This is a genomic window from Endozoicomonas sp. 4G, assembly GCF_023822025.1.
Lineage (GTDB): Bacteria > Pseudomonadota > Gammaproteobacteria > Pseudomonadales > Endozoicomonadaceae > Endozoicomonas_A.
Genome location: NZ_CP082909.1, coordinates 617,013 through 643,430, shown reverse-complemented (window position 1 = coordinate 643,430; position 26,418 = coordinate 617,013). Strand labels below are relative to the sequence as shown.

Genomic DNA, 26,418 nt, shown 5'->3' with positions numbered 1-26,418 from the left:
CTCTTTCCAGATTTTGACTAACCTGAATTTTCAATAAACAGTTTAATGACTGGGAAGCCAGGCCTTGCTATCCAACAAACCATTAATTTTGACCCTGGCCATTGTTTTTTCTGTGTACTGCTCCAATGGCCACGCTCAGGAAAACAGCTTGCCTTTACTCTTCGGTCTGGCTGTCTTAAAACCAGTCACCCGCTATGGCTTTTTGCCTGCCACAAGCGTCTCTCCTGAATCTGGCGTCGGAGCCAAGACTTGCAGCTGGGCAGCCTCTGATGATAGTGCCTACAGCGAAGACAGCGGCACCTCTGATGAAAACAGCGACAGCAGTCCTGAAGAAGACGAAACTGATAGCGAAACCGATGTTCAGTGTGTAAACACGACACCTGAGCCTTTTCGAGCATTAAAAGAAATCAGTGAGGTTTGTGCGACCCTGAGACTGGAAATGATTAATCAGGAGTCCACTTCAAACAGTGAAATAGCCACCAAGTTACACAAACAGACCCATCTTCCTGCTGGCCGGAGACCCAAAAGACCCAGAATTCACCCGTGTGACCATGAGGGCTGCGACTACGGCACTGTCTACAAATGCCATTTGAAAAGGCACAAACAGACCCATCTGCCTGCCGACCAGAGACCCATAAGACCCAAGGTGCACACGTGTGATCATGAGGGCTGCAACTACAGCAGCTACCTGAAGAGCAATCTGAAAAAGCACAAACAGATCCACCTGCCTGCCGACCAGAGACCCATAAGACTCAAGGTGCACCAGTGTGACCATGAGGGCTGCAATTACAGCACCGACCTGAAGGGCAATCTGAAAACGCACAAACAGACCCACCTGCCTGCCGACCAGAGACCCATAAGACTCAAGGTGCACCAGTGTGATCATCAGGGCTGCAATTACAGCAGTAAATGGACGAGCGATCTGAAAAAGCACAAACGGATCCACCTGCCTGCCGACCAGAGAACCAAAGAACTCAAGATCCACCGGTGTGACTATGAGGGCTGCGACTACAGCGCCTACCGGGCGGACTATCTGAAAACGCACAAACAGACCCACCTGCCCGCCGACCAGAGACCCATAAAACCCAAGGTGCACCAGTGTGACCACGAGGGCTGCGACTACAACACCAACCTGAAGGGCAATCTGAAAAGGCACAAACAGATCCACCTGCCTGCCGACCAGAAAACCATAAGGCCCAAGGTGCACCAGTGTGATCATGAGGGCTGCAATTACAGCAGTGACTTGAGGGGCAATCTGAAAGCGCACAAACAGAGCCACCTGCCTGCCAACCAGAGACTTAAGAGACCGAAAAGAAAAGCGTATGGTCTGCCGCCATCTAACAAGAAAAGAAAAAAGGATGGTAAAGAATGATCCACCTCACAACCTGCGTCAAAAAAATCTCCGACCTCTTTCCAGATTTTGACTAACCTGATTCCCGAATAAACATTTCAACGCTGGGAAGCCAATCCTTGCTATTAAAAAAACTATTGATTTTGACTCTGGTCGTTGCTTTTTCCGTGCACTGCTCCAATGGCCACGCTCAGGAAAACAGGTTGTCTTTGCTCTTCATGCTGGCTGTCGGCAACTTCACGCTGGCTGTCGGCAAGGCGCCTATTGAATGGTACCACTTCGATATGCCCTGGGTTTGCTTCGGTGATGACATCCTCTTAAAACCAGACACCCACTATTTAAAACCAGACATCCTCTATGGCTTTTTGCCTGCCACAGGCGTCTCTCCTGACTCTGGCGTCGAAGCCAAGACTTGTGGCCGGGCAGCCTCTGATGATAGTGCCTACAGCGAAGACAGCGGCACTTCTGATGAAAACAGCGACAGCAGTCCTGAAGAAGACGAAACTGATAACGCAACCGATGTTCAGTGTGTAAGCACGACACCTGAGCCTTTTCGAGCATTAAAAGAAATCAGTGAGGTTTGTGCGACCCTGAGACTGGAGATGATTAATCAGGAGTCCACTTCAGACAGTGAAATAGCCACCTCACCTGCTTGCAGCACCGACCAGGCGGATCGTCTGAAAATGCACAAACAGACCCACCGGCCTGCCGACCAGAGAGCCAAGGGGCGCCAGTGTGACCACGAGGGCTGCAACTACAGAACCAGCAACAGGGATCGTCTTAAAGCGCACAAACAGACCCACCTGCCTGCCGACCAGAGAACCAAGGGGCTCCAGTGTGATCATAAGGGCTGCAGCTACAGCACCAACCACAGTAGCAGTCTGAAAAGGCACAAACGAACCCACCTGCCTGCCAACCAGAAACCCAAGGTGCACCTGTGTGACCATGAGGGCTGCAACTACAGCACCGACCGGCCGAGTCATCTGAAAAGGCACAAACAGACCCACCTGCCTGCCGACCAGAGAACCAAGGGGCACCAGTGTGATCATGAGGGCTGCAATTACAGCACCGACAACAGTAGCAGTCTGAAAACGCACAAAAAAATCCACCTGCCTGCTGACCAAAGACCCAAGGTGCACCTGTGTGACCATGAAGGCTGCGATTACAGCACCCGCTGGGCGGGCGATCTGAAAAAGCACAAACAGACCCATCTGCCTGCCGACCAGAGAACCAAGGGGCACCAGTGTGACCACGAAGGCTGCAACTACAGCACCGCCCGCAGGGAGCATCTGAAAACGCACAAACGGATTCACCTGCCTGCTGACCAGAGACCCAAGGTGCACCAGTGTGAACATCAGGGCTGTGACTACAGCAGCGATCAGGTGAGCCATCTGAAAGCGCACAAACAGACCCACCTACCTGCCGACCAGAGACTCAAAAGAAAAGCGTACAACCAGCCGCCATCTAACAAGAAAAGAAAGAAGAATGATCCACCTCCCAACCCGCCGCAAAGAAACCTCCAACCTCTTTCCAGATTTTGACTAACCTGAATTTCCAATAAACAGTTCAACGACTGGGAAGCCAACCCTTGCTATTGAAAAAACCATTAATTTTGACTCTGGCCGTTACTTTTTCGGTGCATTGCCCTAAAAGCCACGCTCAGGAAAACAGGTTGTCGTTGCTAAAACCAGACACCCGCTGTAGCTTTTCTCCTGATTCTGGCATCGAAGCCAGGACTTACAGCCGGGCAGCCTCTGATGATAGTGCCTACAGCGAAGAAAGTGACAGTGAAGACAGTGACAGTGAAGATAAGGGTACCTCTGATGAAAACAGCAACAGCAGCCCTGAAGAAGACGAAACTGATAGCGAAACGGATGTTCAGTGTGTAAACACGACACCTGATCCTTTTCAAGCATTAAAAGAATTCAGTCAGTATTGTGCGACTCTGAAACTGAAAAGGATTAATGAGGAGTCCACTTCAGACAGTGAAATAGCCATTGGGTCAGAGGCGACTCACCTGCCTGCCGACCAGAGACCCAGGAAACCCAAGGTGCACCGGTGTGACCATCAGGGCTGCAACCACAGCGCCAACCGGGTGGGTGATCTTAAAAAGCACAAACAGATCCACCTGCCTGCTGACCAGAGACCCAAGGTGCACCAGTGTGACCATGAGGGCTGTAATTACAGCACCGACAACAGAGGCAGTCTGAAAAGGCACAAACAGACCCACCTGCCTGTCGACCAGAGACCCAGGAAACCTAAGGTGCTCCAGTGTGACCATGAGGGCTGCAACTACAGGGCCAGTCTGGCGAGTGATATCAAAAAGCACAAACGGATCCACCTGCCTGCTGACCAGAGACTCAAGCTGCACCAGTGTGACCATGAGGGATGCAACTACAGGGCCGACCGGCCGAGCCTTCTGAAAAGGCACAAAAAGACCCACCTGCCTGCCGACCAAAGAGTCAAGGTGCACCAGTGTGACCACGAGGAGTGCAACTACAGCACCGACCTCATAAGCGATCTAAAAAAGCACAAACAGATCCACCTGCCTGCCGACCAGAGGCCCAAGATGCACCAATGTGACCATGAGGGCTGCAATTACAGAACCGAGCGGGTGGGCGATCTGAACAAGCACAAACAGACCCACCTGCCTGCTGACCAGAGACCCAGGATACACCATTGTGACTATGAGGGATGCAACCACAGCACCGACTACAGTAGCAGTCTGAAAAAGCACAAACAGACCCACCTGCCTGCCAACCAGAGACCCAAAAAACTCAAAAGGAAAGCGCATGACCAGCTGCCAACTAACAAGAAAAGAAAGAAGGGTGATAAAGGATGAAACCTCCGACCTTTCTCCAGATTTTGACTAACCTGATTTTCCAATAAACATTTCAACAACTGGGAAGCCAGGCCTTGTTATTGAAAAAACCATTGATTGTGATCTTTGCCATTGCCTTTTCTGTGCACTTAAAACCAGACACCCACTATGGCTTTTCTCCTGATGATGACTTCGGAGCCAGGACTTACAGTCGGGCAGCCTCTGATGATAGTGCCTACAGCAAAGACAGTGGCAGTGAAGACAGCGGCACCTCTGATGAAAACAGCGACAACTGTTCTGAAGACGACGAAACTGATAGCGAAACAGATGTTCAGTGTGTAAACACAACACTTGATCCTTTTCGAGCATTAAACGAATTCAGTGAGTACTGTGCGACTCTGAGACTGCAAATGATTAATCAGGAGTCCACTTCAGGCAGTGAAATAGCCACCGAGTTACACAAACAAACCCACCTGCCTGCTGACCAGAGACTCAAAGAGCATCAGTGTGACCATGAGGGCTGCAACTACAGCTCCAACCTGAAGGGCAATCTGAAAACGCACAAACAGACCCACCTGCCTGCTGACCAGAGACCCATAAGACTCAAGGTGCACCAGTGTGACCATGAGGGCTGCGATTACAGCAGTAAATGGGCGAGCGATCTGAAAAAGCACAAACATAGGCACCTGCCTGCCGACCAGAGACCCATAAGACTCAAGGTGCACCAGTGTGACCATCAGGGCTGCAATTACAGCAGCAAATGGGCGAGCGATCTGAAAAAGCACAAACAGATCCACCTGCCTGCCGACCAGAGACCCATAAGACTCAAGGTGCACCAGTGTGACCACGAAGGCTGCGATTACAGCTCCAACCTGAAGGGCAATCTGAAAATGCATAAACAGACCCACCTGCCTTCTGACCAGAGACCCAAGATGCACCACTGTGACCACGAGGGCTGCAACTACAACACCGACGTGGCGAGCAGTTTGAAAACGCACAAACAGACCCACCTGCCTGCTGACCAGAGACCCGAGGTGCACCACTGTGACCATGAGGGTTGCGACTACAGCTCCAACCAGGCGGGCAATCTGAAAAGGCACGAACAGACCCACCTGCCTGCCGACCAGAGACCCAAGATGCACCAGTGTGACCATGAGGATTGCAACTACAGAACCGACTACAGGAGCAGTCTGAAAATACACAAACAGACCCACCTGCCTGCCGACCAGAGGCCCAAGATGCACCAGTGTGACCATGAGGACTGCAACTACAGCTCCAACCTGAAGGGCAATCTGAAAACGCACAAACAGACCCACCTGCCTGCTGACCAGAGACCCAAGGTACATCATTGTGACCATGAGGGCTGTGACTACAGAACCGACCACAGTGGCAGGCTGAAATTACACAAACAGATCCACCTGCCTCCCAACCAGAGGCCCAAGATGCACGATTGTGACCATCATGGCTGCGATTACAGCACCGACCGGGCGAGCGATCTGAAAAAGCACAAACAGACCCACCTGCCTGCCGACCAGAGACTCAAGATACCCAAAAGAAAAACCTGTGACCATGAGGGTTGCGACTACAGCTCCAACCAGGTGGGCAATCTGAAAAGGCACAAACAGACCCACCTGCCTGTCGACCAGAGACCCAAGAGACCCAAAAGAAAAGCCTGTGACCAGCCGCCATCTAACAAGAAAAGAAAGAAGGATGATAAAGAATGATCCGCTTCTCAAGCCGCTCCAAAGAAACCTCCGACCTCTTTCCAGATTTTGACTAACCTGAATTTTCAATAAACAGTTCAACAACTGGGAAGCCAGGCCTTGCTATCCAACAAACCATTAATTTTGACCCTGGCCATTGCTTTTTCTGTGCACTGCTCCAATGGTCACGCTCAGGAAAACAGCTTGTCTTTACTCTTCGGTCTGGCTGTCGACAAGGCTCTTATTGAATGCTGCCACTTCGATATGCCACGGGTTTGCTTCGATGATGACATCCTCTTAAAACCAGACACCCGCTATGGCTTTTTGCCTGTCACAGGCGTCTCTCCTGACTCTGGCGTCGAAGCTAAGGCTTACAGCCGGGCAGCCTCTGATGATAGTGCCTACAGCGAAGACAGTGGCAGTGAAGACAGCGGCACCTCTGATGAAAACAGCGACAGCAGTCCTGAAGAAGACGAAACTGATACCGAAACCAATGTTCAGTGTATAAGCACGACACCTGAGCCTTTTCGAGCATTAAAAGAAATCAGTGAGGTTTGTGCGACTCTGAGACTGGAAATGATTAATCAGGAGTCCACTTCAGACAGTGAAATAGCCACCGAGTTACACAAACAGACCCATCTGCCTGCTGACCAGAGAACCATAAGACCCAAGGTGCACCAATGTGACAACGAAGGCTGCGATTACAGCTCCAACCTGAAGGGCAATCTGAAAACGCACAAACGGATCCACCTGCCTGCCGACCAGAGACCCATAAGACCCAAGGTGCACCACTGTGACCATGAAGGTTGCGACTACAGCTCCAACCAGACGAGCAATCTGAAAAGGCACAAACAGACCCACCTGCCTGTCGACCAGAGACTCAGGGTGCACCACTGTGACCATGAGGGCTGCAACTACAACACCGACGTGGCGAACAGTTTGAAAACACACAAGCAGACCCACCTGCCTGCCGACCAGAGACCCAGGGTGCACCAGTGTGACCATGAGGGCTGTGACTACAGAACCGACCACAATAGCAGGCTGAAAATACACAAACAGGTCCATCTGCCTGCCGACCAGAGACCCAAGGTGCACCAGTGTGATCATGAGGGCTGCAACTACAGAACCGACCACAGTGGCACGCTGAAAACACACAAACAGATCCACCTGCCTGCCGACCAGAGACCCAAGGTGCACCAGTGTGATCATGAGGGCTGCAACTACAGAACCGACTACAGGAGCAGTCTGAAAACACACAAACAGATCCACCTGCCTGCCGACCAGAGACTCAAGAGCCCCAAAAGAAAAGCCTGTGACCATGAGGGTTGCGACTACAGCTCCAACCAGGTGGGCAATCTGAAAAGGCACAAACAGACCCACCTGCCTGTCGACCAGAGACCCAAAAGAAAAGCCTGTGACCAGCCGCCATCTAACAAGAAAAGAAAGAATGATGATAAAGAATGATCCGCTTCTCAAGCCGCCCCAAAGAAACCTCCAGCCTCTTTCCAGATTTTGACTAACCTGATTTTCCAATAAACAGTTCAACGACTGGGAAGCCAGGCCTTGCTATCCAACAAACCATTAATTTTGACCCTGGCCATTGCTTTTTCTGTGCACTGCTCCAATGGCCACGGTCAGGAAAACAGGTTGTCTTTGCTCTTCACTCTGGCTGTCGGCAAGGCGCATATTGAATGGTACTACTTCGATATGCCACGGGTTTGCTTCGATGATCACATCCTCTTAAAACCAGACACCCGCTATGGCTTTTTGCCTGCCACAGGCGTCTCTCCTGACTCTGGCGTCGAAGCTAAGGCTTACAGCCGGGCAGCCTCTGATGATAGTGCCTACAGCGAAGACAGTGACAGCGAAGACAGTGACAGTGACAGTGACAGTGACAGTGACAGTGACAGTGACAGTGACAGTGACAGTGACAGTGACAGCGAAGACAGTGACAGTGAAGACAAGGGTACCTCTGATGAAAACAGCGACAACCGTTCTGAAAAAGACGAAACTGATAGCAAAACGGATGTTCAGTGTGTAAACACGACACCTGATCCTTTTCGAGCATTAAACGAATTCAGTGAGTATTGTGCGACTCTGAGACTGAGAATGATTAACCAGGAGTCCACTTCAGACAGAGACATAGCCACTGAGCCAGAGGCGATTCACCTGCCTGCCGACCGGAGACCCAAGGTGCACCAGTGTGACCATGAGGGCTGCGACTACAGCACCAACCAGGCGGGCAATCTGAAAAGGCACAAACAGACCCACCTGTCTGCCGAACAGAGACACAGGGTATACCAGTGTGACGATGAGGGCTGCGACTACAGCACCAACCAGGCGGGCAATCTGAAAAGGCACAAACAGACCCACCTGTCTGCCGAACAGAGACCCAGGGTATACCAGTGTGACGATGAGGGTTGCGACTACAGCTCCAACCAAGCGGGCAATCTGAAAAGGCACAAACAGACCCACCTGTCTGCCGAACAGAGACCCAGGGTATACCAGTGTGACCATGAGGGCTGCGACTACAGCACTAACCAGGCGGGCAATCTGAAAAGGCACAAACAGACCCACCTGTCTGTCGACCAGAGACCCATAAGACCCAAGGTGCACCAGTGTGACCGTGAGGACTGCAACTACAGAACCGACCACACTGGCAGTCTGAAAAAGCACAAACAGACCCACCTGTCTGCCGACCAGAGACCCATAAGACCCAATGACCACCATTGCGACCATGAGGGCTGCGACTACAGCACCAACCAGGCGGGCAATCTGAAAAGGCACAAACAGACCCACCTGCCTGTCGACCAGAGACTCAGGGTGCACCACTGTGACCATGAGGGCTGCAACTACAACACCGACGTGGCGAACAGTTTGAAAATACACAAGCGAACCCACCTGCCTGCCGACCAGAGACCCAAGAGACCTAAAAGAAAAGCCTGTGACCAGCCGCCATCTAACAAGAAAAGAAAGAAGGATGATAAAGGATGAAACCTCCGACCTTTCTCCAGATTTTTACTAACCTGATTTTCCAATAAACATTTTAACAACTGGGAAGCCAGGTCTTGTTATTGAAAAAACCATTGATTGTGACCTTTGCCATTGCCTTTTCTGTGTATTGCTCCAATGGCCACGGTCAGGAAAATAGCTTGTCTCTGCCCTTCGCCATGGCTGTCGGCAAGGCGCTTATCAATATCCCGAAGCCCCTTATTGAGGTCTCATCCTATTGCTTTTCTCCTGACTCGGGCATCGAAGCCAAGACTTACTGTCGGGTAGCCTCTGATGATAGTGCTTACAGCGAAGACAGTGGCAATGAAGACAGCAGCACCTCTGATGAAAGCAGCGATAACTATTCAGACAAAGAGGAAGACGAAGACGAAGACGAAAATAATGCTCAGTGTTTAAACACAACAGTTGATCCTTTTCGGGCATTAAACGAATTCAGTCAGTATTGTTCGGCTCTGAGACTGGAAATGATTAATCAGGAGTCCACTTCAGACAGTGAAATAGCCACCGAGTTACACAAACAGACCCACCCGCCTGCTGACCAGAGACACGAGGTGCACCACTGTGACCATGAGGGTTGCGACTACAACACCGACGTGGAGAACAGTTTGAAAACACACAAGCGGACTCACCTGCCTGCCGACCAGAGACCCAAGATACACCAGTGTGACCATAAGGATTGCAACTACAGAACCGACTACAGGAGCAGTCTGAAAAGGCACAAACAGAACCACCTCCCTGCCGACCAGAGGCCCGGGAGGCAACAGTGTGACCATGCGGGCTGCGACTACAGCACCGACCGGACGAATCATCTGAAAAGGCACAAGCAGACCCACCTGCCTGCCGACCAGAGACTCAAGAGGCACCAGTGTGACCATGAGGGCTGCAACTATATCACCGACTACACGAACCATATGAACATGCACAAACAGACCCATCTGCCTGCCGACCAGAGACCCAAAAGACCCAAGGTGCATCAGTGTGACCATCAGGGCTGCGACTACATCACAGACTACATAAGCAATCTGAGAAGGCACAAAAAGACCCACCTGCCTGCCGACCAGAGACCCAAGAGGCCTGAGAGGCCTGAGAGACCCAAGAGACCTAAGAGACCCAAGAGACCCAAGATCTACCAGTGTGGCCATGAGGGCTGCGACTACAGCACCGACCGGACGAGTCATCTGAAAAGGCACAAACAGACCCACCTGCCTGCCGACCAGAGAACCAAGCTGCCCCCGTGTGACCATGAGGGCTGCGACTACAGCACCGACCAGATGTACAATTTGAAAAGGCACAAACAGACCCACCTGCCTGCCGACCAAAGAGCCAAGGTGCACCAGTGTGACCATGAAGACTGCAACTACAGCACCGACTTCAGCACCGATTTGAAAAAACACAAACAGATCCACCTGCCTGCCAACCAGAGACCCAGGGTGCACCAGTGTGACCATGAGGGCTGTAACCACAGCACCTACTACACAAGCCATCTGAACAGGCACAAAAAAACCCACCTGCCCGCTGACCACAGACCCAAGGTGCACCAGTGTGACTATGCGGGCTGCAACTACAGCACCGACCGGGCGAACAATCTGACAAAGCACAAACAGACCCACCTGCCTGCCAACCAGAGAACCAAAAGACTCAAGAGGAAAGCGCGTGACCAGCCACCCTCTAATGAGAAAAGAAAGAAGGGTGATAAAGGATGAAACCTCCGACCTCTCTCCAGATTTTGACTAACCTGATTTCGAAATAAACATTTCAACAACTGGGAAGTCAGGCCTTGCTATTGAAAAAGCCATTGATTGTGATCTTTGCCATTGCCTTTTCTGTGTATTGCTCTAATGGCCACGGTCAGGAAAATGGTTTGCATTTACCCTTCGCCCTGATCGTCGGCAAGGCGCTTATCAATATCCCGAAGCCCTTTATTGAGGTCCCATCCTATTGCTTTGCTCCTGACTCTGGCATCGAAGCCAAGACTTTCCGTCGGGTGGCCTCTGATGATAGTGCCTACAGCGAAGACAGTGGCAGTGAAGACAGCAGCACCTCTGATGAAAGCAGCGACAACTGTTCAGACGAAGACGAAGACGAAGACGAAAATAATGCTCAGTGTTCAAACACGACAGTTGATCCTTTTCGGGCATTAAACGAATTTAGTCAGTATTGTTCGGCTCTGAGACTAAAAATGATTGAGCAGGGATCCATTTCAGACCGTGAAATACCCAATGAGCCAGTAGCAGAAGCAAACTCTGCTGAGAGAGCCAAGGTGCACCGGTGTAACCATGAGGGCTGCAACTACAGCACCAACAAGACGAACAATCTGAACAGGCACAAGCTGACCCACCTGCCTGCCGACCAGAGAACCAAGCGGCACCAGTGTGACCATGAGGGCTGCAACTACAGCACCGAACATAGCGGCAATCTGAAAGCCCATAAACAGAAGCACCTGCCTGTCGACCAGAGACCCATGAAACTCAACGTGCACCAGTGCAACCATGAGGGCTGTAACTACATCACCGACCAGACGAACAACCTGAACAGGCACAAGCTGACCCACCTGCCTGCCGACCAGAGAACCAAGCGGCACCAGTGTGACCATGAGGGCTGCAACTACAGCACCGAACATAGCGGCAATCTGAAAGCCCATAAACAGAAGCACCTGCCTGTCGACCAGAGACCCATGAAACTCAAAGTGCACCAGTGCAATCATGAGGGCTGTAACTACATCACCGACCAGACGAACAATCTGAACAGGCACAAGCTGACCCACCTGCCTGCCGACCAGAGACCCAAGTGGCATCAGTGTGACCATCAAGGCTGCAACTACAACACCGAACGGAAGCACGGTCTGAAAAGGCACAAACAGACCCACCTGCCTACCGACCAGAGAACCTGGAGACTCAAAAGGAAAGCGCATGACCAGCCATCCTCTAACGAGAAAAGAAAGAAGGGTGATAAAGGATGAAACCTCCGACCTCTCTCCAGATTTTGACTAACCTGATTTCTCAATAAACATTTCAACAACTGGGAAGCCAGGCCTTGCTATTGAAAAAACCATTGATTGTGATCTTTGCTATTGCCTTTTCTGTGTACTGCTCTAACGGCCACGGTCAGGAAAATAGTTTGCATTTGCCCTTCGCTCTGGCTGTCGGCAAAGCGCTTATCAATATCCCGAAGCCCTTTATTGAGGTCTCATCCTATTGCTTTTCTCCTGACTCTAGTCGGGTGGCCTCTGATGATAGTGCCTACAGCGAAGACAGTGGCAGTGAAGACAGCAGCACCTCTGATGAAAGCAGTGACAACTGTTCAGACGAAGACGAAGATGAAGACGAAAATGATGCTCAGTGTTTAAACACGACAGTTGATCCTTTTCAGGCATTAAACGAATTCAGTCAATATTGTACGGCTCTGAGACTGAAGATGATTGAGCAGGAATCCATTTCAGACCGTGAAATACCCAATGAGCCAGTGGCAGAAGCAAACTCTGCTGAGAGAGCCAAGGTGCACCAGTGTGATCATGAAGGCTGCAATTACAGCACCGAGCGGACGGGCGATCTGAATAGGCACAAACAGACCCACCTGGCCGCTGACCAGAGACCCGGGATATACCAGTGTGACCATGAAGGCTGCAACTACAGAACCATCCGAACCTACCATCTGAAAAGGCACCAACAGATCCATCTGCCTCCCGACCAGAGACCCAGGAGACCCTGTGGACCCAGAGTGCACCAGTGTAACCATGAGGGCTGTAACTACTGCACCGACCAGATATGCAATCTGAAAAGGCACAAGCTGACCCATCTGCCTGCCGACCAGAGACCCATTAAACCCAAGGTGCACCAGTGTGACCATGAGGGCTGCGGCTACAACACCAACTACAAGAGCAGTCTGAAGAGACACAAACAGATCCACCTGCCTGCCGACCAGAGACCCATGAAACTCAAGGTGCACCAGTGTAACCATGAGGGCTGTAACTACATCACCGACCAGACGAGCAATCTGAAGAGGCACAAGCTAATCCACCTGCCTGCCCACCAGAAACTCAAGAAACTCAAGAGACTCAAGAGGCTCAAGAGACTCAAAAGGAAAGCGCATGACCAGCCACTCTCTAACGAGAAAAGAAAGAAGGGTGATAAAGGATGAAACCTCCGGCCTCTTTCCAGATTTTGACTAACCTGACTTCAAAACAAGCATTTCAACGATCGGGAAGCCAAGCCTTGCTATTCAAAAAACCATTGATTTTGATCTTGGCCGTTGTTTTTTTGGTGCATTGCTCTAATGGCCACGCTCAGGAAAACAGGTTGCGTTTGCTCTTCGCCCTGGCTGTCGGCAAGGCGCTTATCAATATCCCAAAGCCCCTTATTGAGGTCTCATTCTATTGCTTTTCTCCTGACTCTGGCATCGAAGCCAGGACTTACCGTCGGGCAGCCTCGGATGATAGTGCCTACAGCGAAGACAGTGGCAGCGAAGACAGTGGCAGTGAAGACAGCAGCTCTGATGAACGCAGCGACAACCATTCAAACGAAGAGGAAACTGATACCGAATCTGATATTCAGTATGTAACAACAACACTTAATCCTTTTCGAGCATCAAATGAAATCAACGAGTATTGTGCAGCTCTGGCATTGAAAAAGGTTAAGCAGGAGCCCGTTTCAGACAATGAAATACTCACTGAGAGCCACCTGCCTACCGACCAGAGGCCCAAGAGAGCCAAGAGAGCCAAGAGAGCCAAGAGAGCCAAAGTGCACCAGTGTGACCATGAGGGTTGCAACTACAGCACCAAACGGGCGAACAATCTGAAAAGGCACGAACAGACCCACTTGCCTGCCGACCAGAGACCCAGGGTGCACCAGTGTGATCATGAGGGTTGTAATTTCAGCACCTACCGGTCAAGTGATCTGAAAAAGCACAAAGAGAACCATCTGCCTGTCGACCAGAGACCCAAGGAACCCAAGAGACCCAAGGGACCCATGCACCGGTGTCATCATGAGGGCTGCAATTACAGCACCTACCAAGGGGCGACTAATCTGAAAATGCACAAACAAACCCACCTGCCTGTCGACCAGAGAACCAAGGTGCACCAGTGTGAGCATGAGGGCTGTAACTACAGTTCCGATCGGACGGACCATCTGAAAACGCACAAACGAACCCACCTGCCTGCCGACGAGAGAACCAGGGTGCACCAGTGTGACCATGAGGGCTGCAATTACAGCACCGACCGGACGGGCGATCTGAAAAAGCACAAACAGATCCACCTGCCTGCCGCCCGTAGACCCAAAAGACCCAAGATGCACCAGTGTGACCATCAGGGCTGCGACTACAGCACCTACAACAGTAACAGTCTAAAAATGCACAAACAGACCCACCTGCCTGACGACCAGAGAGCCAGGGTGCATCGGTGTGACCATCTGGGCTGCAACTACAGTACTGACCTGAAGAGCAATCTGAAAAGGCACGAACAGACCCACTTGCCTGCCGACCAGAGACCCAAAAGAAAAGCGTATGACCAAGCACCCTCTAACAAGAAAAGAAAGATGATAAAGAATGATCCACTCCCCAATCCGCCTTAAAGAATAGTGCCTGAAAAACTTCCAGCCTCTCTCCATATTTTGACTAACCTGATTTTTCAATAAACATTTCAACAACTGGGAAGCCAGATCTTGCTATTAAAAAAACCATTGATTGTGATCTTTGCCATTGTCTTTTCTGTGTACTGCTCTAATGGCCTCGGACAGGAACATAGTATGCCTTCGCTCTTCGCTCTGGCTGTCGGCAAGGCGCTAACCAGCACCCCGAAGTATTTTATGGTCGAAACTATTTTTCTCCCTCTTTTCCCAGTCCGGGATTCGCTATCAGATGAAGAAGAGAGCGTAAAGCCAGACACCCGCTATTGCTTTTCTCCTGACTCTGGTGTCGAAGCCAAGGCTTACCGTCGGGCAGCCTCTGGTGATAGTGCCTACAGCGAAGACAGTGGCAACGAAGACACCGGCACCTCTGATGAAAACATCGACGACCATTCTGACAAAGACGAAACTGATACCGAAACTGATACCGAAACTGATGTTCAGTGTGTAAACATGACGCTTGATTCTTTTCGAGCATTAAACGACATCAGTGGGTATTGTGCGGCTCTGGGACTGAAAATGATTAAGCGGGACTCCATTTCAGACAGTCAAATGCCCACTGAGCTAACCCACAAACAGACCGACCTGCCTGCCGACCAGATACCCAAGAAACCGAAGATACACCCGTGTGACCATGAGGGCTGCGACTACAGCACCCGCTACAAGAGCAATCTGAAAGTGCACAAACAAACTCACTTGCCTGCCGACCAGAGAGCCAAGGTGCACCAGTGTGATCATGAGGAGTGCAACTACAGCACCGACCACACAAACGATCTGAAAAAGCACAAACAGATCCACCTGCCTGCCGACCAGAGACCCAAGAAACCGAAGATACACCATTGTGACCATGAGGGCTGCGACTACAGCACCAACTACAAGAACTATCTGAAAGTGCACAAACAGACTCACTTGCCTGCCGACCAGAGACCCAAAAGACCCAAAGTGCACCCTTGTGACCATGAGGGCTGCAACTACTGTGCCGCTCAGGTTGGCCATCTGAAAACGCATAAACAAACCCACCTGCCCGCCGACCAGAGACCCAAGAGACCCAAAGTGCACCAGTGTGACGATAAGGGCTGCGACTACAGCACCTACCAGACGGGTAATCTGAAAAGGCACAAACAGACCCACCTGCCTGCCGACCAGAGACCCAAAAAAAACAAAGTGCACCACTGTGGCCATAAGGGCTGCAACTACAGCACCGACCACATGAGCCATCTGAAAAGGCACAAACAAACCCACCTGCCCGCCGACCAGAGACTCAAAAGGAAAGCGTATGAGCAGACACCTTCTTATGAGAAAAAAATGAAGGTTGATAAAGAATAATCCACTTCCCAACCCGCCTTGGAGAATAGTGCACGCTTTCAATGTAATTGATGGGTACCCTCTATTAATGGCAGGCAAGTGGATGTGGGGGATGCGGTGATGGTGGCTATCGGTGGCTTGCGTAACCTTGATAAGCGGTTGCAGAAGATGGAGCAGCGCCAGAAGGGGTAGCTTTCTGGCGGGCTGTTTAAAGTTCAACTCCGTTTAGTGGATACCAGTCCTCAGTCATCATCTGGTCAAATGACCAAGGGCATTCTTCTGGAAAACTGTTGTTGTTCAGTTGTTGATTCTTATTAACGTAAAGATTCATAGCGTTAATGGCTCTATTTTTAGCATCTGTGTAAGATTCCTTTAAAGCATCTTCGATACGTCTGTTTAAACTGTGATTTTTTGCTAATAGCTTATTAATATCACGTCTTGCATTGTAGATAGTCACGCTCCAACCTTTAAGCACTCTTTCCGTTGCTACAGTGTCCTTTAATACCGTCGTTTGGTAATCCATTTTAAGCAAGTGGTGTATAAGATTTATCAGAAAATGCTCAAGATTATCGACCTTGGATTCGATACCCAACTCCAAATCCTCCAACAGATTTTCAAGGTCTAACTGGTCAAAATCGTGATTTCGCAGCAAAGCCACCTGATTGGATAGCCACTGGTGATAGTCAGTCTCATATAAGCTGTTCATCGTTTTACCTCAACTTGATACCCTGTTAATCACTCCACTGCCCTACCACTGTAGGCAAATAACAGAAAGGACGCAAAATGAATCACCAAAGCACAGATACCTTTGCCGGGGGCTTTGCCCAAGGTGCATCAGTGTGACCATCAGGGCTGCGACTACAGCACCTACAACAGTGGCAGTCTAAAAATACACAAACAGACCCACCTGCCTGCCGACCAGAGACCCGAGAGACCCGAGAGACCCGAGAGAGCCAAGGTGCACCGGTGTGACCATCAGGGCTGCAACTACCGCACCGACTACAAGGGCGATCTGAACAGGCATAAACAGACCCACCTGCCTGCCGACCAGAGACTCAAGGTGCACCAGTGTGACCATGAAGGCTGTGACTACAGCACCGACCAGGCGTACCATCTGAAAAGGCACAAACGAACCCACCTGCCTGCTGAGCAGAGACCCAGGGTGCACCAGTGTGACTATGAGGGCTGCGACTACAGCACCGACCAGGCAACCTATCTGAAAGTGCACAAACAGAACCACCTGCCTGTCGACCAGAGACCCGAGGTGCGCCGGTGTGACCATGAGGGCTGCAACTACAGCACCGACTACACGAGCAGTCTGAAAAGGCACAAACAGACCCACCTGCCTGCCGACCAGAGAGTCAGGGCGCACTGGTGTGAGCATGAGGGTTGCAACTACAGCACCGACCACAGGGGCAATCTGAACAAGCACAAACAGACCCATCTACCTGCCGACCAGAGAGTCAGGGCGCACTGTTGTGAGCATGAGGGTTGCAACTACAGCACCGACTACAGGGGCAATCTGAAAAAGCACAAACAGACCCATCTACCTGCCGACCAGAGAGCTAAGGTGCACCAGTGTGACCATGAAGGCTGCAACTTCAGCACCGACCACACGGGCAATCTGAAAGCGCACAAACAGAACCACCTGCCTGTCGACCAGAGACCCAAAAGACTCAAAAGGAAAGCGCATGACCAGTCGCCACCTGACAAGAAAAGAAAGAAGGGTGATAAAGGATAATCCACCTCCCAACTCGCCTCAAAGAAACCTCCGGCCTCTCTCCAGATTTCGACTAACCTGATTTTCCAATAAGCATTTCAACAACTGGGAAGCCAGGCCTTGCTATCCAAAAAACCATTTATTTTGACATTGGCCGTTGTTTTTTCTGTGCATTGTTCTAATGGCCACGGTCAGGAAAATAGTTTGTCTTTGCTCTTCGCTCTGTTTGTCGGCAAGACGCTTATCACCCTCCCGAATTATTTTATGGGAGACGAGCAGCAACGTGAAATCATTGCAATAGCCAAACAAATGGGAAACCTGATGCTCTCTCGCTTTAGAAGCGACAAAAGGCCTGGGGAATCAGTAAAACCAGACACCCGCTATTGCTTTTCTCCTGACTCTGGCGTTGAAGCCAGGGGCTACAGTCGGGCAGCCTCTGATGATAGTACCTACAGCGAGGACAGTGACAGTGAAGACAGCGGCGGCTCTGATGAACGCAGCGACAACCATTCAAACGAAGAGGAAACTGATACTGAATCTGATGTTCAGTATGTAACAACAACACTTAATCCTTTTCGAGCATCAAATGAAATCAACGAGTATTGTGCAGCTCTGGCATTGAAAAAGATTAAGCAGGAGCCCGTTTCAGGCAGTGAAATAATCACTGAGTCAGAGGAAAACGCGACAGCAACGAACTCTGCCAAGCATCTGGAAATCAACTCACTTAATTACAGCACCGACTCTATAAGCCATCTGAAAAAGCACAAACAGGCCCACCTGCCTGACGATCAGAAACCCAGGCGGCACCAGTGTGATTATGAGGGCTGCAATTACAGCACCTACCGGGCGAGAAATCTGAAAAAGCACAAACAGAGCCACCTGCCTGTCGACCAGAGAGCCAAGGTGCACCAGTGTCAGCATGAGGGCTGTAACTACAGTTCCGATCGGACGGACCATCTGAAAACGCACAAACGAACCCACCTGCCTGCCGACGAGAGAACCAGGGTGCACCAGTGTGACCATGAGGGCTGCAATTACAGCACCGACCGGACGGACGATCTGAAAAAGCACAAACAGATCCACCTGCCTGCCGACCGTAGACCCAAAAGACCCAAGATACACCAGTGTGACCATCAGGACTGCGACTACAGCACCTACAACAGTAACAGTCTAAAAACGCACAAACAGACCCACCTGCCTGACGACCAGAGAGCCAGGGTGCATCGGTGTGACCATCAGGGCTGCAACTACAGTACCGACCTGAAGAGCAATCTGAAAAAGCACAAACAGACCCACCTGCCCGCCAACCAGAGACCCAAAAGAAAAGCGTATGAGCAGACACCTTCTTACGAGAAAAAAATGAAGGTTGATAAAGAATGATCCACTTCCCAACCCGCCTTGGAGAATAGTACACGCTTTCAATGTAATTGATGGGTACCCTCTATTAATGGCACCCAAGCTCCGTTCACCCTGAGCGGAGTCGAAGGGTGGTTGGCACGATCTTTATTGTTGGCACGGTCGCCGGTATTGCGGGCTCGACTATGATTATGGCCTCTGACAAAAACAAAAAGCAGAACATCCGCCAGCGGAGGGATGGCCCAGACGATGCCACTATCCATGAGCGATGGCAGGCAAGTGGATGTGGGGGATGCGGTGATGGTGGCTATCGGTGGCTTGCGTAACCTTGATAAGCGGTTGCAGAAGATGGAGCAGCGCCAGAAGGGATAGCTTTCTGGCGGGCTGTTTAAAGTTCAACTCCGTTTAGTGGATACCAACCCTTGGTAATTAATTGTTCATAGGTCCAAGGGCATTCATCAGGAAAACTATTGTTATCAAGTTTCTGATTTTTATTAACATAAATGTTCATAGCTTCAATGGCTCTCTTTTTAGCCTTAGGGTAGGCTTCCTTTAAAGTTTTTTCAGTTCTTGAAGTTAGACAGTTGTTCTTTTCTATTAACTCGTCCACTCCATTCCTTGAATTGTTGATAGTCACCATCCACCCCTTGAGAACCCGTTCAGTGGCTACACTGTCCCTTAACACTGTTGTTTGGTAATCCATTTTAAGCAAGTGGTGTATAAGATTTATCAGAAAATGCTCAAGGTTATCGACCTTGGATTCTATGCCCAACTCCAAATCCTCCAACAGATTTTCAAGGTCTAGCTGGTCAAAGTCGTGGTTTCTCAGCAAAGCCACTTGATTGGTCAACCACTGGTGATAGTCAGTGTGATATAAGCTGTTCATCGTTTTACCTCAACTTGATACCCTGTTAATACTCCATTGTCCTACCACTGTAGGCAAATAACAGAAAGGACGCAAAATGAATTACCAAAGCACAGATGCCTTTGCCGGGGGCTTTGCCCAGGGTGCACCAATGTGACCATGAGGGCTGCAATTACAGCACCGACCGGGCGAGCAATCTGAAAAAGCACAAACCAACGCCAGCCGCCATCTAACAAGAAAAGAAAAAAGGGTAATAAGGGATGATCCACCTCCCAACCCGCCTCAAAGAAACCTCCGGCCTCTCTCCAGATTTTGGCTAACCTGATTTCCCAACAAGCATTTCAACAACTGGGAAGCCAGACCTTGCTATTGAAAAAACCATTGAATGTGATCTTTGCCATTGCCTTTTCTGTGTATTGCTCTGATGGCCTCGGACAGGAAAACAGGTTGCCTTCGCTCTTTGCTCTGGGTGTCGGCAAGGCGCTAACCAGCACCCCGAAGTATTTTATGGTCGAAACTATTTTTCTCCCTCTTTTCCCAGTCCGGGATTCGCTATCAGATGAAAAAGAGAGCGTAAAGCCAGACACCCGCTATTGCATTTCTCCTGACTCTGGTGTCGAAGCCAAGGCTTACCGTCGGGCAGCCTCTGGTGATAGTGCCTACAGCGAAGACAGTGGCAATGAAGACACCGGCACCTCTGATGAAAACATCGACGACCATTCTGACAAAGACGAAACTGATACCGAAACTGATACCGAAACTGATGTTCAGTGTGTAAACATGACGCTTGATTCTTTTCGAGCATCAAACGACATCAGTGGGTATTGTGCGGCTCTGGGACTGAAAATGATTAAGCGGGACTCCATTTCAGACAGTAAAATACCCACTGAGTCAACCCAAAAACAGACCCACCTGCCTGCCGACCGCAGAACCAAAGTGCACCAGTGTGACCATGAAGGCTGCCGCTACAGCAGCAAATTCACGACCAATCTGAAAATGCACAAACAGACTCACCTGCCTGCCGACCAGAGACCCAAGAGACCCAAGAGACCCAAGAGACCCAAGAGACCCAAAGTGCACCAGTGTGACCATGAGGGCTGCCACTTCAGCACCGCCTATATGAACCGTCTGAAAACGCACAAGCAGACCCACCTTCCTTCCGAGAGAGTCAGGGTGTACCAGTGTGACCATGAGGGTTGCGACTACAGCACCGACCACACGAGCAATCTGAAAGCGCACGAACAGACCCACCTGCCTGCCGACCGGAGACCTAAAAAAACCAGGGTTCACCAATGTGACCATGAGGACTGCAATTACAGCACCGACCGCAGGGGTAGTCTGAAAAAACACAAACGGATCCACCTGCCTGCCGACCAGAGACCCAAGAAACCGAAGATATACCATTGTGACCATGAGGGCTGCCACTTCAGCACCGCCTATATGAACCGTCTGAAAACGCACAAGCAGACCCACCTTCCTGCCGACCAGAGAGTCAGGGAGTACCAGTGTGACCATGAGGGTTGCAACTACAGCACCGACCACACGGGCAATCTGAAAGCGCACGAACAGACCCATCTGGCTGCCGACCAGAGACTCAAGGTGCACCAATGTAACCATGAGGGCTGCGACTACAGCAGCGACCGGGCAAACAGTTTGACAAGGCACAAACAGACCCACCTGCCTGCCGACCAGAGACCCGAGAGAGCCAAGGTGCACCGGTGTGACTATCAGGGCTGCAACTACATCACCGACCTGAAGTGCAATCTGAAAACGCACAAACAGACCCACTTGTCTGCCGACCAGAGACCCAAACTTTGTAAGTGTGACCATGAGGGCTGCAACTACCGCACCGACCATACGGGCAATCTGAAAAAGCACAAACAGTCCCACCTGCCTGCCGACCAGAGACCCAAAAGAAAAGCGTATGACCAGCCGCCATCTAACAAAAAAAGAAAGCAGGGTGATGACCAGTGACCAGTGAACAGTGAACAGCTCCCTCAGGAAGAAGCTACTTTTCTACAAAGGCTCTTTCGATAACATAGTGCCCCAGGTTTCCACCACGGGTTTCCCGGAAGTTACGCTCATCCAGAATACGACAAAGGTCTTTTAGCATAGAAGGACTGCCGCACAGCATAAAGCGATCATTTTCCAGGTCAGGCTCGGGAAGGTTCAGGTCAGAAAACAGCTTACCGCTTTCGATCAAATCCGTCAGACGACCCTGGTTGTAGAAGGGTTCCCGGGTAACCGTCGGGTAATACTTCAACTGATTTTTAACCTGTTCACCAAAGTATTCATTTTCTGGTAGTTCATTTTGAATCCGGTCCTGATAGGCCAGCTCAGAAACATAGCGAACGCCATGAGCCAGAATCACATTATCGAACTGCTCGTAAATTTCAAAATCTTTGATGATGCTCATGAAGGGGGCCAGACCCGTACCGGTACTGAGCAGATAGAGATTCTTTCCGGGCAGCAGATTATCGGCTACCAGGGTACCGACAGGCTTGGTGCCCACCAGAATATCATCGCCTACCTGCAACTTTTGCAGATGCTGGGTCAGGGAGCCATCCTGCACTTTGATGGACAGAAACTCCATTTCATCCTCGTAGTTGGCGCTGGCAATACTGTAGGCTCGCAGCAGGGGTTTATTGTCAATTTCCAGGCCAATCATGGTGAAATGACCGTTTTTGAATCTCAAGCCCTGGTTGCGTGTGGTGGTAAAACTGAAGAGGGTATCATTCCAGTGGTGTACGCTGGTGACTGTCTCCCGGATAAGATTGCTCACTGTCGGTATCACTCCTGAATGGCCGGGGGTTTACTAGTACATAACTTCAATGAGTTTGATGTGAACAATCTACGTTCATCCTGAGCGGAGTCGAAGGATGTAGGCTCCGAACCAACAATAAAGACCGTGCCCGGCACCCTTCGACTCCGCTCAGGGTGAACGGAGCTTGGGTGCCATTAATAGAGGGAACCCATCAATTACATTGAAACCGTGTACTAGTCAGACGCAATAATCAGCCAGAGGTTCATTTTTTCATAGTATTTTTTCTTCCATACCATCCTACATCCTAATCAAGCTTGCGTTTTTTGTGAATCAGTTAATTCTCATTCGCCTTACATGGTTTCCCGAAAGGTTTCTTTCTGATAACGCAGCAGAGGTGACAGGAAATACTCCAATAAACGACGTTGGCTAACAATAACATCGGCGGTGACCAGCATTCCCGGCTGCAACCTGATCCTGAGATCTTCTACCTGGAACCAGTCTTTTTCCAGATCAATATAGATCTGGAAAACCCAGCCCTTTTGTTCATCGTTAATAGCGTCACCGGATACTCTGCGGACATGGCCGTCAAGGTAGCCATAGCGGGTATAGGGGAAGGTTTCGACTTTCACCTGTACTTTTTGTCCGGGCTTAATCCAGCGAATGTCTTTATTAAGAACGGTGGCCTCAACGATCAGCGGCTTATTGGTAGGCACAATGACCATAACAGGCTGGCCCGGCTGAACCACGTCTCCCGAGGAGTGGGTCTGGATTTGCTGGACAATGCCATCAATGGGAGCGGTTAATATCTGGTTTTTTTCTCGCTGGTTGGCCTTCTGCCCCGTCTTGTCGGCACGATCCAGTTGTTCGATCGCTCCCAGGTACTCCTTGACGTGGTTGGCGATAAAGGATTCACGCTTTTGTTGCCGCTCGGCCAGTAACGCCTGGTATCGGGCTTCGTGCTCTTTATGGCGCAGCACCATGACTTTCAGTTGCTGGGTGGTGTCGATCTGTTTTTCCCGTCGAGTCAGCCAGTCCACTTCGGACATCATTTTTTTCTGATAGAGGCCCTGGGTGATAGTGGCCAGCTTGTCGTGGATAGGGTGCAAAAGCCGAAGGCGTTGAATTTCTTCAGTATCAACCAGCAGGGTTGTGGATAACTCATCAATGGTTTTTGCTATGGCTTTATCCGCCGAAAGAAAGGCATCCAGCTCACTGGTCAGGGTGCTGTTTTCTGTCGACCATCGCTGTTCGTCAGGAGGGACTTCAAAGACCAGCTGCTCAAGGGCGGCTTCCTGTTCCAGATTGACGAAAACCGGCTGCTTAAGATCCGGAGTATTAACCAGCCTGAGCAAGGTTTTTTCTCTCAGGGCAGACAGCCGGGCACTGGTCATTTCACGGGCGGTTTGCAGGGTATTGGTTTCTACGTCAGTGGGGTTGGGGATCAGCTCAATCAATTTGTCACCCTTTTTGACCCGGCTACCCTCACTGACAAAAATGGTGCTGACTCTGGCCACTTGTATGGGACTGATTTTTTTTGAATGCCCGTCGGGAATGACACGCCCTTCCGCTTCTACCACGACATCAAGGGTGCCAAACCACGCCCAGACCAGGGCAATGACCAATAACAGGCAGATGCCAACGGTCAAAACGTGCTTGAGGGGGGAAGCGGGCGTCTCCAGGATTTCTACCGCGGCGGGCAGGAACTCGTTTTCTTCTTTGGAACGAAAAGCAGAGAAGAGGCCTTTGAGCCGTTTAATCATCTTGGTTACCTGACTGGATATTCCACAACCGGGTGTAGTAGCCGTTCCGTTCGATCAGACTATGGTGGGTGCCATCCTCAGTAATCCGGCCATCTTTCATCACGATAATACGGTCACAATGTCGTATGGTTGAAAGTCGGTGGGCAATGGTAATTACCGTTCGGTCTTCGGAAATAGCATCCATATTTTGTTGCAGCACGTGTTCGGACTCGTAGTCCAGTGCCGAGGTGGCTTCATCAAAAATAAGAATTTTCGGATTGCTGATCAGTGCCCTGGCAATGGCAATCCTTTGCCTTTGCCCACCGGACAGTCCCGTGCCCCGCTCACCCAGCTCAGTGTCATAGCCCCGGGCCAGACGGGTGATAAATTCATGGGCACCTGCCAGTTTCGCGGCGTCAACCACCGCTTCCATAGGCAGCAGGGGGTCTGAGTGGGCAATGTTCTCCCGGATGGTACCGTTGAACAGCGTGTTTTCCTGAAGCACGACGCTGATTTGTCGGCGCAGCCAGGAGGGGTCAAGCAGAGCAATGTCGTTGTCGTCTATCAGCACCTTCCCGGTATTGGGCACGTACAGACGCAGTAACAGTTTTGCCAGAGTTGACTTGCCGGAGCCGGACTCTCCGACAATGCCGATGGTTTGTCCGGCAGGAATGATCAGAGAGATGTCGCTCAGGGTGTTCTGCAGTTCGCAGCTGTAGCTGAAATTGACCCGTTCCATCTGGATATGACCCTGCAATGCCGCTATGGGTGGTTTATCCAGACTCTGCTGTGGCTCCTGGGGGGTGTTTAGAACATCGCCCAGCCGGGCAATGGATATCCGGAACTGCTGAAATTCCTGCCAGAGCTGGGAAAGCCTCAGGATCGGCTGGGCGACCTGGCCTGAAAGCATATTAAAGGCAATCAGCTCACCAATGGTCAGACGACCACTGATGACTTCTTTGGCGCCAATCCACAACAGGGCCACGGTGACAATTTTGTTGATCAGCTCCACCAGATGGCTGCCTACCGTGCCCAGCACACTGCTGTTGAAGCTGGCTTTGGCATAGCTCGCCAGGTAACGCTCCCAGCGGGACTGCATTCTTGGCTCAACAGCGGTCGATTTCAGGGTTTCCATGCCGGTCACCGCCTCTGTCAGGAAGGCCTGGTTGATAGCACTGCGCTCAAACCGTTCCTTGGCGCGGTTGTGGAGGCTGGGGCTGATCAGTATGGAAAGCAGAATGTAAAAGGGAATGGAAGCCAGTACCACCCAGGTGAGCGTCGATGAGTAGAAGTACATGGCGATAAACAAAACAATGGTGAAAAACAGATCCAGCACCAGGGTCATGGCATTGTTGGTAAGAAACTCCCGGATATTTTCCAGCTCCCGAACCCGCGCCACCACCTGACCCACTGGCCGGGCGCTGAAGTAGGCAATGGGTATTTTCAAAAGATGCTCGAACAGTCGGCTGCCAAGCTCCACATCCACGCGGCAGCTGGTGTGGGAGAACAGGTACATCCTCAAGGTGCCCAGGGCCACTTCAAATAACGACATGGCCAGCAGGGCAATGGCAATCACATTCAGGGTGGACAGGGCCTGGTGCACCAGCACGGTATCCATAACCACCTGAAAACAGATCGGGGTAATCAGGGCGAACAGTTGCAGAAAAAATGAGGCAAGCACCACTTCGCCCAATACCCGGCGGTATTTGATCACCACCGGAATAAACCAGCTGATGCCAAAGCGTTTCATGGTGTGACTCAAATCAAACCGTCGGGTCATCCAGAGGGCGCTGCCATCCCAGTTTTTCCAGAGTTCAGCCAATGTCAGAATACACGGCTGCTGCCCATAAAATTGCACCATTGCGGTTTGTTTCTCGGTATCGATACTGGCAATGATAAAAAACTGTTGATCTTTTCCCTGAGCAATAAACGGAAGGGGGGCTTTATGAAGGTTGTTTTTAACTTTGACCTTTCGGGCTTTCATACCAAGGCGTCTCGACACCCTGACAAGTTCCTGCAGGTCGATACTGACATCTTTGCCCGATAGCTCATGAACCAGCGAGTTGATGTCGACGTTCTTTTCATGGAATTTCAGCAGCAGAGCGAGTGCACCCGCTGCTGAGTGGGTGTTGGGTTGATGCATTGTGTACTGCCTGCAATGGTT

General features: G+C 50.8%; 20 protein-coding genes. 15 read left to right on the top strand and 5 right to left on the bottom strand.

Features of this window, described 5'->3' with window-relative positions; genetic code table 11:
* The first annotated feature begins 64 nt into the window (after window positions 1-64).
* The 11 genes from K7B67_RS02430 (at window position 65) to K7B67_RS02380 (ending at window position 15,831) form a co-directional block, all read left to right on the top strand.
* Window positions 65-1,372: a hypothetical protein gene (locus K7B67_RS02430; RefSeq protein ID WP_252178784.1), complete on the top strand. Its 1,308-nt coding sequence runs from the start codon at window positions 65-67 to the stop codon at window positions 1,370-1,372.
* A gap of 98 nt (window positions 1,373-1,470) precedes the next feature.
* Window positions 1,471-2,892, top strand: coding sequence for a hypothetical protein (locus tag K7B67_RS02425; protein ID WP_252178783.1), 1,422 nt, complete (start codon window positions 1,471-1,473; stop codon window positions 2,890-2,892).
* A 47-nt stretch (window positions 2,893-2,939) separates the two neighbouring features.
* A complete protein-coding gene (locus K7B67_RS02420) occupies window positions 2,940-4,193 on the top strand; it encodes a hypothetical protein (RefSeq protein WP_252178782.1) in 1,254 nt (417 codons plus the stop codon).
* A 74-nt stretch (window positions 4,194-4,267) separates the two neighbouring features.
* Window positions 4,268-5,896, top strand: coding sequence for a hypothetical protein (locus K7B67_RS02415; protein ID WP_252178781.1), 1,629 nt, complete (start codon window positions 4,268-4,270; stop codon window positions 5,894-5,896).
* Between the two features lie 99 nt (window positions 5,897-5,995).
* Window positions 5,996-7,339, top strand: coding sequence for a hypothetical protein (locus K7B67_RS02410; protein ID WP_252178780.1), 1,344 nt, complete (start codon window positions 5,996-5,998; stop codon window positions 7,337-7,339).
* Window positions 7,340-7,438: 99 nt separating this feature from the next.
* Window positions 7,439-8,869, top strand: a complete 1,431-nt coding sequence (locus K7B67_RS02405; RefSeq protein ID WP_252178779.1) for a C2H2-type zinc finger protein — start codon at window positions 7,439-7,441, stop codon at window positions 8,867-8,869.
* 74 nt (window positions 8,870-8,943) lie between these two features.
* A complete protein-coding gene (locus K7B67_RS02400) occupies window positions 8,944-10,590 on the top strand; it encodes a hypothetical protein (protein WP_252178778.1) in 1,647 nt (548 codons plus the stop codon).
* A gap of 74 nt (window positions 10,591-10,664) precedes the next feature.
* Window positions 10,665-11,846, top strand: a complete 1,182-nt coding sequence (locus K7B67_RS02395) for a hypothetical protein (protein WP_252178777.1) — start codon at window positions 10,665-10,667, stop codon at window positions 11,844-11,846.
* Window positions 11,847-11,920: 74 nt separating this feature from the next.
* Window positions 11,921-13,024: a hypothetical protein gene (locus K7B67_RS02390; protein ID WP_252178776.1), complete on the top strand. Its 1,104-nt coding sequence runs from the start codon at window positions 11,921-11,923 to the stop codon at window positions 13,022-13,024.
* A gap of 74 nt (window positions 13,025-13,098) precedes the next feature.
* Window positions 13,099-14,451, top strand: a complete 1,353-nt coding sequence (locus tag K7B67_RS02385; protein WP_252178775.1) for a C2H2-type zinc finger protein — start codon at window positions 13,099-13,101, stop codon at window positions 14,449-14,451.
* Between the two features lie 90 nt (window positions 14,452-14,541).
* Window positions 14,542-15,831: a hypothetical protein gene (locus K7B67_RS02380; RefSeq protein ID WP_252178774.1), complete on the top strand. Its 1,290-nt coding sequence runs from the start codon at window positions 14,542-14,544 to the stop codon at window positions 15,829-15,831.
* 187 nt (window positions 15,832-16,018) lie between these two features.
* Here K7B67_RS02380 and K7B67_RS02375 read toward each other — a convergent pair whose 3' ends face one another.
* Window positions 16,019-16,516, bottom strand: coding sequence for a DUF29 domain-containing protein (locus tag K7B67_RS02375; RefSeq protein ID WP_252178773.1), 498 nt, complete (start codon window positions 16,514-16,516; stop codon window positions 16,019-16,021).
* A gap of 114 nt (window positions 16,517-16,630) precedes the next feature.
* Here K7B67_RS02375 and K7B67_RS02370 point away from each other — a divergent pair, with 114 nt between their 5' ends.
* From K7B67_RS02370 to K7B67_RS23820, 3 genes are all read left to right on the top strand, one after another.
* A complete protein-coding gene (locus K7B67_RS02370) occupies window positions 16,631-17,551 on the top strand; it encodes a hypothetical protein (protein WP_252178772.1) in 921 nt (306 codons plus the stop codon).
* 99 nt (window positions 17,552-17,650) lie between these two features.
* Window positions 17,651-18,910, top strand: coding sequence for a C2H2-type zinc finger protein (locus K7B67_RS02365; RefSeq protein WP_252178771.1), 1,260 nt, complete (start codon window positions 17,651-17,653; stop codon window positions 18,908-18,910).
* 225 nt (window positions 18,911-19,135) lie between these two features.
* Entirely contained in the window at window positions 19,136-19,258 is a 123-nt protein-coding gene (locus K7B67_RS23820; RefSeq protein ID WP_256484688.1) for a hypothetical protein, read from the top strand.
* A gap of 16 nt (window positions 19,259-19,274) precedes the next feature.
* Here K7B67_RS23820 and K7B67_RS02360 read toward each other — a convergent pair whose 3' ends face one another.
* On the bottom strand, window positions 19,275-19,772 hold the full coding sequence (locus K7B67_RS02360) for a DUF29 domain-containing protein (RefSeq protein WP_252178770.1): 498 nt from the start codon (window positions 19,770-19,772) through the stop codon (window positions 19,275-19,277).
* A 342-nt stretch (window positions 19,773-20,114) separates the two neighbouring features.
* On the opposite strand from K7B67_RS02360, the gene K7B67_RS02355 reads away from it, so the two are divergent.
* Complete coding sequence (locus K7B67_RS02355) at window positions 20,115-21,725, top strand: C2H2-type zinc finger protein (protein ID WP_252178769.1); 1,611 nt, start codon at window positions 20,115-20,117, stop codon at window positions 21,723-21,725.
* Window positions 21,726-21,759: 34 nt separating this feature from the next.
* Here K7B67_RS02355 and K7B67_RS02350 read toward each other — a convergent pair whose 3' ends face one another.
* The 3 genes from K7B67_RS02350 to K7B67_RS02340 form a co-directional block, all read right to left on the bottom strand.
* Window positions 21,760-22,533 (bottom strand): ferredoxin--NADP reductase, encoded by a 774-nt coding sequence (locus tag K7B67_RS02350; protein WP_252178768.1) that lies wholly within the window; start codon window positions 22,531-22,533, stop codon window positions 21,760-21,762.
* Between the two features lie 332 nt (window positions 22,534-22,865).
* Window positions 22,866-24,275, bottom strand: a complete 1,410-nt coding sequence (locus K7B67_RS02345; RefSeq protein WP_252178767.1) for an HlyD family type I secretion periplasmic adaptor subunit — start codon at window positions 24,273-24,275, stop codon at window positions 22,866-22,868.
* Complete coding sequence (locus K7B67_RS02340; RefSeq protein ID WP_252178766.1) at window positions 24,268-26,397, bottom strand: type I secretion system permease/ATPase; 2,130 nt, start codon at window positions 26,395-26,397, stop codon at window positions 24,268-24,270. Before K7B67_RS02340 ends, K7B67_RS02345 begins: the two co-directional genes overlap by 8 nt.
* Window positions 26,398-26,418 lie beyond the last annotated feature (21 nt).